Here is a 10,417-nt window from a genome sequence, read left to right as displayed (position 1 = left end):
CCATGGGCGAACAAGGGCGCGACCAACTCCGGCCCGCACATATAGGCGTCGAGGTTCCGCCCGGGGCGGCCCGTGGCCAGCGCGTGATACCCGGGTCCGCAGCGGGCTGGTGGCGCGCGGTGCCTACGAGGCCGCGCGCATGGAGTCCGGCGAGTCGGTCCTGGTCACGGCGGGGGCGAGCGCAGTTGGCACGCTCGCCCTCCAGTACGCCAAGGCCGGAGGGGCAGCACGCGTCGTCGCCGCCGTCAGCAGCGCCCACAAGGCTGACTTTGTCCGAGGGCTGGGCGCCGACGAGGTCGTCCTGTACGAGGACGTCGACTGGGGTGCTCCGTACGACGTGATTCTCGACGGCGTCGGCGGTGACCTGCTCTGCCCCGCCGTACGGGCCCTGGCGATGGGCGGCCGACTGGTGGCCTTCAGCTCCGGCGGCGGCACGGTGGAAGCGTACGAACTCCTGGTCCGCGGCGCCTCGATGATCGGCTTCCAGATGCGGGCCATCGCTGTTGGCAAGCCTGAACTCTATGACCGCTGGCTGCGCGAGCTCTGGCAGATGCGCGACGCCGGCACCCTGCGCGCCGCCGTGCACGAGGAGATCCCCCTCGGCGAAGCTGTCCGAGCCCACACGCTCATCGAGCGGCGCCGTAACCTCGGCAAGGTCGTCCTTGTCCCCTAAACCGTCGTCTCTCGCGGGTCGGGGGCAGCCGTCTCCGGCTTGCCAGCTCGCTTGAACAATCCCATGCGGCGAAGTCTGCCAGGGCGGTTCCCGGCCGATGGCCCCGGCCTCGGATCGGGCGCCGTGCATCAACCGAGGAACTGGGGAATTACGTGACGTTTACCTTGGGGGATTACGTGGTTCAGTCCGCGATCCCGTGAATCCCCAGGTCAGGCTCGCAGGAGGATTTCGCAGGAGGCGGAACGAGGCTCGGCCGTACATGGCTCGCTTGATCGTCTTGATGCGGTTGACGTTCCCTTCGACGATGCCCGAGCTCCATGGGAGCGTGAGGCCGGCGGTGACGGCGTCGAGGTCGAGGCAGAGGCTCTGCGCGAAGGAGAGCATGGGTCCTGGTGCGTCGCGTTCGACCTCGCGCACCCAGGCCAATAGCTGGTGCCCGCGGCGGCGTTGGAGCAGGTCGTGGAAGGTGCGGGCGAGGTCGCAGGCTCGGGCGATGTCGGGGCAGGCCAGCTGTGCGGCCAGGAGCTGGTCGTCCTCCGCGGGCTTCAGCGTGCTGCGGGGCAGCATGATCCACGTGGTGATCTTCCGAGAGATGGGGGTGGCACCGCGAGTGGGTTCGATGGTGCCGGTCTTGAGGCCGGCGACGTAGTGGCGCACGGGCAGGTCGCTGCCCGGGTGGCCACGCTCGCGGATCTCCCGGAAGAGGTCAGTCGGGCTGGTCACGCCGTCGGTGAACCGCTCGGTCAGGTAGGCGGTGTACGGCTCCAACACCCCCTTGCGGCGGCCGCGCCGGGCCGAGGCCAGCAGCTCGTCGAGGCCGGTGTCGCGGAAGTGGCGAACGGCCTTTCGGTCCAGGCAGGCGCCGGGCGATCGCGGAGATGGAGTGCCCCTCCTCGAGACCGGCAGTGAGGAAGGCCGTCAACTGGTGCAGGAAACCGGCCTCGCCGTCCACCGGGCACCACACCGGCGACGTGACCGGGTGCCCCAGGGGTCCTCCCTCCGTGGCCTGTGCCGGTGTGGTAACCGCGGCGCTCGCCGCCCCTGCACCGACGAGCGGCAAGCGGCAAGCATGAACTCCGAGTCGGCTGGCCTGAAATGGACGGCCTTTTCCGGTTGGCGCTATTCGTCCTCTGCGAGCCGCGCTCCGGGCGCTACCGTCCCAGGAGATCGGACAGCAGCCGCATGTAGCCGAGAGGGGAAAGCACACCATGAGCGACGCGACCTTCCACCCCGGAACACCAGAGGCCACGATCCGTCGCAACCAGGCCTGGACGTCAGGAAACGGGCGGGCGATCCTGCGCCTCCAGGAGGACGGCAACTTCGTCCTCTACAGGGAATCGGTCTCCAAGCCGGTGTGGGCGTCCAACACGGCAGGCGAATCGGCCGCCTACGCCGTCATGCAGGAGGACGGCAATCTCGTTGTCTACACGGAGAATGACAAGCCCCTCTGGGCCTCGGACACCAACGGGCGTAGCGGTGCCCACCTGGCCGTCCAGGACGACGGCAACGTCGTCATTTACCACCGGGGCAAGCCGATCTGGGCGACCAACACTGGCGACTGACTGACGAACGGCGCCGCGCGAGCTCGAAGGGCTCTGGTGCCGTGGGGCCGGGGCGCCGAAGCAACTGCTACACCGCCATAGGCAGGTCGTTCGTCTGTGGCAGTTGCCGGTCTATGGCGGCCGCTGCCCGCGGCACTTCGACGGCCTGGTCGAGGACCGGGTTGGGGTCTCCGGCGCGGCACACGGCGAACACCCGGCGTACGTGCGTGGGGTGGGCGAGCCGGATGACATGGACGTCCTCGCCCTTGCGCGGGGCGAGTTCGGGTACGACCGCTGTGGATGACGCCGGTGTAGAGACCAGGGGTCGGGGCTGCGCAGCCGACCAGGGGCCTCGGGGAGTTGTTGGAGGAGTGGAAGCAGGACTGGCGTGACAGGGCGGACACGGCGGGCGTCTGTAAATACGGCGGCGGCTGACGCGCGAGCCCGGCCGGTACCGCAACGGAGGAGGCGCCATCGCTGCGGTACCGGCCGTGCCTACGGGGCCGACCCCACACCGGAGTCGGTGGCCAAAGCCCAGCCAGCCGCGTCATCAATGTGTCAGAACGACACAGCTAGGGCGTTTCTGATGGCTCTTGAACGGTGTCGTGGAGCCAGATGACGACTGCTGCGACGGCCAGGGTGCCGTTGAAGATGTAGTCGCGCTTGTCGTAGCGGCTGGCGACCGCACGGAACTGTTTCCACTTGCTGACGCACCGTTCGGCGGCACTGCGGCGGCGGTACTGGCCTGTGTCGAAGGCCGGTGGCCGACCGCCGCTGCGGCCTCGCCGCCTGCGCTTGGCCTTCTGGCCCTCGGGTTGGGCGATGGTCACCTTGATGTGCCGTCTGCGTAGGTAGGCGCGGGTGTCGCGGCTGGAGTAGGCCTTGTCGCCGCGGAGCCGGTCCGGGCAGGTGCGCGGGGCCGTCCCGGCCCGCGCTGGGGGATCTGCAGACACTTCAGCACGGGCACGAGCATGGGGTTGTCGCCCCGCTGGCCCGGCGAGGTCTGCCAGACCAACGGGCGGGCCCGGTCATCGGCCAGGAAGTGGACCTTGTTGGTCAGTCCGCCCCGGGAACGTCCCAGGGCCTCGCGTCCATCAGCCTCCACACGCATCCCGCCCCCTTTTGCGGGAAGTCACCTGGCGGCCGGCGCCGAGCCCCGGCTGCATGCTGATGAGCGCGGCAGGAGGTGGAGTCGATGTTCACCGCCCACTCGGCCTCCTTCGCCGCGGACCGGGCCAGCGCCCCGTCCGGGCCGTCCGTGACGGCGACCCGAATCCGTCCTGGGCGACAAGGCATACGACTCGAAGGCCGTGCGCCGTGAGCTGCGCCGCCGCCGGATCCTGCCGGTGATCTCCCGCAAGGGCGCCTCGAACATCAAGGGTCTGGGCAAACTCCGCTACGTCGTCGAGCAGACCTTCGCCCTGCTCCACCAGTTCAAACGCCTGGCCGTGCGCTGGGAAAAGCGCGTCGAACTCCACGACGCCTTCGCCTCGTTGGCCTGCACCCCTCATCTGCTGGCGGCGGCTCAAGAAGACCGGATCGTGATCGCTTTACGAGCTCGAAGGCACGGAGCCCGTTCAAACGCCGGGCGGGGTTTTGCCCACCTTGCGGGGGAATCCGGGCGCTTCGGCCCCGGCGGCCGTGGTGGCCGCTCCAGGATGAGGCGGGTGACACCGCCCACAGCCGATTCCTCCGCTTCCTCGGCCACCGACACCACCGACGCCACCGACCCCGCCTCCTCCGCCGTCCCCCCGCAGCAGGTCGGCCTCCGTGACGACGCGCGTTTCGAGGACATCGCGGAGGCCACCTGGTGGCAGATGGCCGCCAGGCTGCCCCGCACACTCGCCGCCGCCGCTCGGCTCGGCTGGGCCGCCGACCGTCCCGCGATGCTCTTGCTGGCCTGCTGCCAGCTGACCGTCGTCGCCGCGTCGGCCGTCGCGCTGGCCGCTCTCCCGGGCGCGCTGGCCCAGTTGTTCCAGGGCGGTCAGGTGGGCGACCGGGTGGCGGCGGCCGCACCCGCGCTGGTCGTGGTCGCCGCCGCCGCGGGGGTGCGCGCCGGTGCCGACGCGCTCTCGGTCTACGCCTCCGCGCGTCTCGCGCCCGAGGTCGCCGCCGAGGCCGACCTCCAGATCCTCGCGGCCGCGCCGCGGGTGGAGTTGGAGGCGTACGACAGTCCGGGGTTCGCCGACCGGCTCCAGGCCGCGGGGCGCGGGGCGGAGGCGACCGAGAATCTGATCGGCGACGCCCAGTCGTTGGTCTCCGCGCTCGGCCAACTCGTCGCCGCCGCCTCGGTCCTGGCCCTGCTCCACCCCGTACTGCTGCCGCTGCTCCTGCTCGCCGTGGTGCCCAAGGGCGCCGCGGCCGTCACCACCGCGCGCATCCAGCACCGCGCCGACCACCAGAACATCGCGGACGGCCATCTGCGCTATCTGCTGCGGCACTACGCCACACACCAGCGCACCGCGGCCGAGGTCCGGGCCACCACCATGGCCGCGTTCCTGACCACCTGGTACCAGGAGATCACCGACCGGATCAAGGCCACGCACCGCCGGGCCGCCCCGCGCGTGCTGCGGGTCACCCTGCTTGGCGCCGGGCTCAGCGGCCTCATGCTCGCGGCGACCTGGGCCGCCCTGGGCTGGCTGGCCGCGAGCGGGCGGCTGGATCTTGCGCTCGCGGCCACGGCCGTGATCGCCGTTCGTACGTCCACGGGCGCGCTGACGTCGCTGGTCCTGGCCGCCGCCCGGCTGTTCCGCACCAGCCTGTACCTGGAGGACTGGCAGGCGTTCCTGCAGCGGGCCGCGGCGCTGCGGGCCGTCCGCGGATGCCTGCCGGTCCCGGCCGACGCGCCCGCCGAGATCCGCGCGGAGAACGTGAGTTACACCTATCCCGGCGCCGCGCAGCCGGCTCTCGAGGGCGTCAGCCTCACCCTGCGGCGCGGCGAACTCATCGCGCTGGTGGGCGAGAACGGGTCGGGCAAGACCACGCTGTCCGCTCTGCTCACCGGGCTCCGTGTCGCGTCCGCCGGGACGGTGAGCTGGGACGGGATCGACCTGGCCGAGGCCGACCCGCAGAGCGTTTGGGCGAAGGTCGGCCTGGTGCCCCAGGACTACACCCGCTGGCCGATGGACCTGCGTGCCAACATCCACCTCGGCCAGCCACGCTCGGAGAACGACGCGCTGCTCCTGGACGCCGCGCGGGCGGCCGGCGCGGACAGTGTCATCGCGAACGTCCCGCACGGCCTGGACACCCTGGTCGCGGGTTCGCACTGGGGCGGCACCGATCTCTCCGGCGGGCAGTGGCAACGTATCGCCGTCGCGCGGGCCTTCTACCGCAATGCCGCCATGCTCATGCTGGACGAACCGACATCGGCGATGGACCCCCGAGCCGAGTACCTGGTGATCCGCCGCTTCAAGAAGCTCGCCGCGGGCAAGACCGCCGTCTTCGTCACCCAGGGCCTGGAGAACGCCCGGATCGCGGACCGCATCGTCGTACTCGACCGGGGCCGGGTCCGTGAAGAGGGCGACTTCCGGGCCCTGATGGCGCGCGAGGGGCTCTTCGCGGAGCTGTACCGGCTGGCTCAGGACCGCTGATCGTCCCGTACGCCAGGCACCACCATCATGCGGTGGTACGCGGCTGCCTGGTGCGGCTCGCCCACCGGGAGCCCGTCGACCTCTACCCAGGCGTGCGCGCGGAACGGCGCCGTGCGCACCCCTGTGCACCAGTCCGGCCAGAGCCCGCGCATCCGGCACAGCAGCGCGGTGGCCACGGAACGTTGCAGGCAGCCCTCCCCTGCGCAGCGCGCGCTGACCGAGACGACCGCCTGGCGCGCGGCGAGGGCCTGTTCCGCGGTGGCGGGGGCGGCCCCGCGACGGACCGCGGACAGGACGCGCCGGACGCGGTGCGGCTTGAGGGTGACGATCAGCCGGGCGGCGGCCGTGGCGAGTAGGACGGGGGGACGGCGACGCAGGGGCAGGCGGTCGTGGGTCGCGGGCACCATCGGCTGGCTCACGCGGGCACCACCAGACGGGCCGCGAGCAGTTCGTCCGTGATCGAGGCCGTGTCGGCCACGGCGCGCTCCGCGGTGAGCCGGGGGTGGGCGGCACGCAACGCGCGGGCTGTGTCCGGTGGTCCGCCGCCGTCGATCAGGGTGCGCAGGACGAGCGCCGCGGTGCGGTTGAGCTGCCAGTAGCGGCCGGTGGCTTCGTCGAGCAGCACCATCCCGTCCGGTGTGTCCGTCGTACAGACTCCCGGTCGCAAGGTGAGGTTCACGGTGCTCCTTCGGTGATGGCTGTGACGGAGGGGATCCAGATCTCGGCGCCCAGGCTGGAGCTGAGGGAGCGCAGCCCTTCCGGGCTGGGGTGCACTGCGAGCAGGGCCGCGCGGATCGCGGCGTCGTCGATCAGTCCGGCGCGGCCGAGCCACGAGCCGTCGAAGAGCTCGACGAGGCCGGCGCGGCTGTGGTGCAGGGCGGCGTGGAAGTCGGTGCTGTACTCCCCTTTGGTGTTCCGGCGCAGGACGTCGTCGGGCACGATGCCGCGCACCGCTTCCGCGAGCACCGGTTTGTACCGGCCGGGCGTGCTGCGCTCGGCCACGCGGATGGCCAGGGCCGCCTCGATCACCCGGTCGTCGAGGTAGGGCGCGGCCTGCTCCAGGCCTTGCCGGGAGGTCACCTGGTCCAGTTGGCGCAGGCCGCGCCCGCCGGTCCGTACGCAGGCGAGCGCCGTGTGCTGGCCGCGCTCGGCGGCGAGGGGTTCGGCAGTTGCGGCGGCTTCCCGGAGCAGGCTCCGCACGGCTTCGGCCGCGTCCCGGGTGGCCCAGGGCGGCATGCGCAGGTCCGCGCCCCACGCCATTGAGGGGGCCAGGCGGGCCAGGGCCGGCGACGGCTTCTGCGGGGCGGTGAGGCCGTCCGCCCATGCGGTCAGCCACTGGCCGAAGGTCCTGCGGTCCGCGAGTTGCCGCAGCAGTTGCCCCAGTGGCCAGTGCTGGGAGGCGCGTTGGGTACGGATACGGGAGTACGCCGCCAGGGGGTCGCGTCGGACGTAGTCGTGCAGGTGCGGCGGGAACGTGCTGAACAGTTCGTCACCGCCGACGCCCATCAGGTGCAGCCGCGATCCCCTGCCGGTCATGAGGCGGCACTGCTCCGCCATCCTGGCGCCGTCGCGCACCCACGGTCCCGGCTCGTCGGTGGGCACCGCGTCGCCGGTGAGAGCCGTCAAGCCGCTGTACCAGCGCGGCGATTGGTCGTGGGCGGGCGTGATGTGCTCGATGTCGGGGAGCGCCGCGGTGGCCCGCGCGGCCCAGGTGGCGTCGTCGTTCTCCGGGTCGATGCTCTGCCAGCGCATCGTGACCAGCTTCGCTCCAGCCGGGCGGGCGGGCTCCTGCTCGCGGGCGGCCAGGAAGCACAGGCTGGTGGAATCAAGGCCTCCCGTGAGGTCCGCGCTCACCGTGCCCCCGCCGGCCGTGCAGGCGTCCACCGCCGCGGTCATCGCCGCGCGCACCGCGGGCACGCCTTCCCGCCAGGGGAGGCGCGGCTCCGGCGGGGTCCACCACGGCTGTGTGCGGGCCCGCCCTTCGGCGTCGATCAGCAGCGAGTCGCAGGACGGCAGGGCCTGCACACCCTGCCACACACAGAGGTCGTCCAGCGGGTAGGAAAGCGGGGAGGAGAGCAGATGGGCGGCGAGAAGACGTTCGTCGGGGGCCGCTCCGATCGCGGCGGCGAGCCGGTCCGAACGGTCGGCGGCCACCGTCACCCCGCCCACACGCGCGTGGAAAAGCCGCCGCACTCCGGACACGCTCCCCCTGGCGCGGACCGAACCGTCGACGGAGGCGAGGAGATGGAAGCTGCCGGTCAGGCCGTGGGCGATCCGCTCCACGTCCGCGATGTCCCGCAACCGCCCCGCCCGCATGGACAGTTCGTCCACGGTGACCGGGCAGCGCCCAACCACCGCGACTCGCCGCGCCCCCGCGGCTCCCACCGTCACCCGTCCGTCCGGCCAACCGCCGAGCAGCCACGGTCGGCCGGAATGGTGGGTGAGGGCCTTGGTGGCCCAGGGGCGCAGGAGCCGCGCAGCGGCCACGCCCGATTCACCGTCCGGAAGGACGGTGAACCATACGTCACCGCTCATGGCACTTCACCTGTCTTGTGGTGTCCGTCCCGGGCTCAGTTGGGGCCGAGGTACCACTCGTAGGGCGGGAAGCCGCCTTCGAAGAAAGCGCCCAGGGCCTCGCCACGGGTCAGCTCGGCGAAGTCACCGACTTCCACCATGGCCGGCGGTTCGTACACCTCGTACTCATCCATGAAGGTTCTCCTCTGCTTTCGCTGACGGAGCGGGAACCGCACCGGAGCAGTAATTGCCCCAGGCATTTCAGACCCATGCGGGCAGCGGCCGGCTGCCACCTGATGGAGTGGAACGGGAGGATTCCAGCCTGCAGAAGAGGCCCGGATCGACGGCATGTGCGCCGTGCACGCCCGGTGCGGAGCTCCGTGCCTTCGAGCTCGTAAAGCGATCATGATCCGGTCTTCTTGAGCCGCCGCCAGCAGACGAGGATGCAGGCCAACGAGACGAAGGCGTCGTGGAGTTCGACGCGCTTTTCCCAGCGCACGGCCAGGCGTTTGAACTGGTGGAGCAGGGCGAAGGTCTGCTCGACGACGTAGCGGAGTTTGCCCAGACCCTTGATGTTCGAGGCGCCCTTGCGGGAGATCACCGGCAGGATCCGGCGGCGGCGCAGCTCACGGCGCACGGCCTTCGAGTCGTATGCCTTGTCGCCCAGGACGGATTCGGGTCGCCGTCACGGACGGCCCGGACGTCCAGCCACCGACGGGATGATAGCCCGACGAACATGCTGCCGCCCGGACAGACGGTGCCGCCCAGCTGACCCTGGCGGCACCGTCGCTACGAAGGCTCTCCCCTCCCCGGTGAATGGAGCCCTGTGCGTTCTTTTCCCTCACGCCCATCGGGTGTGGTCTCAAAGGGGGCCTCGATTGGGTGAGGTTTCCTTCGGATGGCGCCTCGCGGATCGCCGATCTGGAATGGTCGGATGTCGCTACGACGCGGCCCCCGTGGAAGGGCGTTCGGGGGCGCTGGAAGGGCCTGCACGGCACTGACACCGTGATGCTCAACAAGGCCTGCCTAGGAGCGGGAAAGCCGTATGGAGGCACCTCGTCCCGGCGCATGATCGCCGCACACGAGCGCGGTCACGCCCTGGGGTTCTGCCACCAAAACCCCGCAACCTACCGGTCGTTGATGGCTCCGAACACCTCTCCTCCAGCTGAAAGCACAGCGTGTCGGGTCATTTGAGTTGCAGGGAGCGCTTGTTCGTGAGCACTGCTTCCTGGGAGAGCACACGAATCCGCGAGTGCTGAGCACTGCCTGATCCGGCGGATCATGAGCAGACAGGAGCGTCGGCCCGGAACTGACGGTCACTGGTAGTAGCGGACCCTGTGGATCGCTGCTGGGTGACATGCGGCAGTGGGCATGGTGAGTTCGCCCTCTCGAAGGGGGCTCGGGAGCGGGCTGGTAGTTCAATGGTGGTGGCCGCGAACGTCGATTTTGATATTCGGCGGTCACCGGCCTACAGAGGGCAGCGCGCCACGGATGCTTGAGACCCGTATGGTCCAGCCATCCGCACCAGTTGCTCAGTTCGGGGGCGGAATGCGGATCCACTTCTCAGCCAGGCGGCCTGGCCGAATCCGGCCGCAGTCCGGGGCGTGCTGTGAAGCGGGGTGAGGCCGCCCTGGCGGGGCTCGGCAGGCCGGGTGTGTCGATGCGTTACGTGCTGAGCGTAGAGTCCTGGCCGCTCGTGGTCGGGTGGACGGCGTACCAGGCGTCCCAAATCTCGCCGAGGAGCCTGCCACGCGGTGGTACGTCCACGTCCTGTTCGCGGGCCCAGGCCCGTACTTCCGCCACGCTGGGCTTGATGAGCAATGGTCGGTGAGTTCGCGGTCTCGTCCACACCTCGTAGAACCCAGATTTCTGGGCCCGCCGCACCGCCCGGGCCGAGCACCCTCGCGGTAGCCGTGCACCGCGGCGGCCACCGTCCTGGGCGTCCAGTAGGTGTAGCCGTAACCGCCCTTGGCGCGCTGATCGGCCAGCAAGCAGGTGAAGTATCTGTGGCCCGGCGTGATGCGCGGTTGCTCCGGCAGCACCACGTTCGTCCACGACGAAAGCCGCAGGCCCGTGCCGTAGAGGCCGTCTAAGAAGGC

At 70.7% G+C, this 10,417-nt stretch carries 10 protein-coding genes and 3 pseudogenes; 5 read left to right on the top strand and 8 right to left on the bottom strand.

Translation table 11 applies throughout. The annotated features are described in order from the left end of the window. Positions 1 to 94: 94 nt before the first annotated feature. Positions 95 to 673, top strand: a pseudogene (locus AB0I94_RS41280) (zinc-binding dehydrogenase); the annotation flags it as partial. A 159-nt stretch (positions 674 to 832) separates the two neighbouring features. On the opposite strand, the gene AB0I94_RS41275 reads toward AB0I94_RS41280, so the two are convergent. Beyond that, complete coding sequence (locus tag AB0I94_RS41275) at positions 833 to 1,441, bottom strand: transposase (protein WP_363314971.1); 609 nt, start codon at positions 1,439 to 1,441, stop codon at positions 833 to 835. A 440-nt stretch (positions 1,442 to 1,881) separates the two neighbouring features. Here AB0I94_RS41275 and AB0I94_RS41270 point away from each other — a divergent pair, with 440 nt between their 5' ends. Then, positions 1,882 to 2,235 carry a hypothetical protein gene (locus AB0I94_RS41270; RefSeq protein WP_363314970.1) on the top strand — a complete coding sequence of 118 codons (354 nt, stop codon included), beginning with the start codon at positions 1,882 to 1,884 and terminating at the stop codon, positions 2,233 to 2,235. Positions 2,236 to 2,338: 103 nt separating this feature from the next. Next, positions 2,339 to 2,518 (top strand): hypothetical protein, encoded by a 180-nt coding sequence (locus AB0I94_RS41265; protein WP_363314969.1) that lies wholly within the window; start codon positions 2,339 to 2,341, stop codon positions 2,516 to 2,518. 268 nt (positions 2,519 to 2,786) lie between these two features. Here AB0I94_RS41265 and AB0I94_RS41260 read toward each other — a convergent pair whose 3' ends face one another. Continuing rightward, positions 2,787 to 3,167: a transposase gene (locus tag AB0I94_RS41260; RefSeq protein WP_363314968.1), complete on the bottom strand. Its 381-nt coding sequence runs from the start codon at positions 3,165 to 3,167 to the stop codon at positions 2,787 to 2,789. A 324-nt stretch (positions 3,168 to 3,491) separates the two neighbouring features. On the opposite strand from AB0I94_RS41260, the pseudogene AB0I94_RS41255 reads away from it, so the two are divergent. Beyond that, positions 3,492 to 3,701, top strand: a pseudogene (locus AB0I94_RS41255) (transposase); the annotation flags it as partial. A gap of 171 nt (positions 3,702 to 3,872) precedes the next feature. Beyond that, positions 3,873 to 5,804, top strand: a complete 1,932-nt coding sequence (locus AB0I94_RS41250) for an ABC transporter ATP-binding protein (protein WP_363314972.1) — start codon at positions 3,873 to 3,875, stop codon at positions 5,802 to 5,804. Here AB0I94_RS41250 and AB0I94_RS41245 read toward each other — a convergent pair. The 6 genes and pseudogenes from AB0I94_RS41245 to AB0I94_RS41220 all read right to left on the bottom strand — a co-directional run bounded on the left by AB0I94_RS41245 (position 5,792) and on the right by AB0I94_RS41220 (position 10,121). Further along, entirely contained in the window at positions 5,792 to 6,223 is a 432-nt protein-coding gene (locus tag AB0I94_RS41245) for a lasso peptide biosynthesis B2 protein (RefSeq protein WP_363314967.1), read from the bottom strand. The two genes, AB0I94_RS41250 and AB0I94_RS41245, sit on opposite strands and share 13 nt — an antisense overlap. Next, positions 6,220 to 6,483, bottom strand: a complete 264-nt coding sequence (locus AB0I94_RS41240) for a lasso peptide biosynthesis PqqD family chaperone (protein ID WP_363314966.1) — start codon at positions 6,481 to 6,483, stop codon at positions 6,220 to 6,222. The genes AB0I94_RS41245 and AB0I94_RS41240 overlap by 4 nt, the downstream gene beginning before the upstream one ends. Next, positions 6,480 to 8,339 carry an asparagine synthase-related protein gene (locus AB0I94_RS41235; protein ID WP_363314965.1) on the bottom strand — a complete coding sequence of 620 codons (1,860 nt, stop codon included), beginning with the start codon at positions 8,337 to 8,339 and terminating at the stop codon, positions 6,480 to 6,482. The genes AB0I94_RS41240 and AB0I94_RS41235 overlap by 4 nt, the downstream gene beginning before the upstream one ends. 35 nt (positions 8,340 to 8,374) lie before the next feature. Then, complete coding sequence (locus tag AB0I94_RS41230; RefSeq protein ID WP_363314964.1) at positions 8,375 to 8,512, bottom strand: lasso RiPP family leader peptide-containing protein; 138 nt, start codon at positions 8,510 to 8,512, stop codon at positions 8,375 to 8,377. Positions 8,513 to 8,721: 209 nt separating this feature from the next. After that, positions 8,722 to 8,988, bottom strand: a pseudogene (locus AB0I94_RS41225) (transposase); the annotation flags it as partial. 995 nt (positions 8,989 to 9,983) lie between these two features. Beyond that, a complete protein-coding gene (locus AB0I94_RS41220; RefSeq protein ID WP_363314963.1) occupies positions 9,984 to 10,121 on the bottom strand; it encodes a hypothetical protein in 138 nt (45 codons plus the stop codon). Positions 10,122 to 10,417 lie beyond the last annotated feature (296 nt).

The organism is Streptomyces sp. NPDC050147, from assembly GCF_040660195.1.
Lineage (GTDB): Bacteria > Actinomycetota > Actinomycetes > Streptomycetales > Streptomycetaceae > Streptomyces.
Note: the sequence above shows the minus strand (reverse complement) of the source record. Positions and strands in the feature narration are given on the sequence as shown.